Source organism: Pseudomonas sp. 51_B (assembly GCF_017491595.1).
GTDB classification, from domain to species: Bacteria; Pseudomonadota; Gammaproteobacteria; order Pseudomonadales; family Pseudomonadaceae; genus Aquipseudomonas; species Aquipseudomonas promysalinigenes.
Window position 1 is genome coordinate 1 of record NZ_JAFGYW010000449.1, and the last position, 436, is coordinate 436.

1 protein-coding gene is annotated in these 436 nt (G+C 70.4%); it reads left to right on the forward strand.

Going from position 1 to position 436, the window contains the following annotated elements; translation table 11 throughout:
- The coding region (locus J5M56_RS25670) for a hypothetical protein (protein ID WP_207938145.1) at nucleotides 1–436 on the forward strand (436 nt) is incomplete at both ends.

A 436-nucleotide genomic window follows, 5' to 3' on the forward strand; every position in this document is an offset into this window, starting at 1 on the left:
GCAGCGCGCCGCGGGGCTGCCCGTCTATGACAGCGACATCGCGGTCACGGTCGCGCCGGACGGCCGCGTGCTGTACGTCGCGAGCAAGGCGGTGAGCGGCGTCGCGGCCGTGTCGAGCAAGACGCAGGCGGTCGACGAGCAGCAGGCGCTCGACCGCGCGCGCGCCTACCTCGGCGTCGGCGGCTTCGTGAACGTGCAGTCGCAGCTCGTCGCATTCGTCGACGGCGCGGGAACACATACCGCGTGGAAGGTGAGCGGCAGGCCGCAGGACAGCCTGCACGGCGACTGGGAGCTGATCATCGACGCGGGCAGCGGCGAAGTGCTGCGCGCGCAAGACAAGGCATCCTACGCAACGGACGGCAGCGGGCTCGTGTTCCGGCCGGATCCGTTGTCCCCGACGAAAAGCAGCTACGGCAGCCCCGGCTTCAAGGACAAC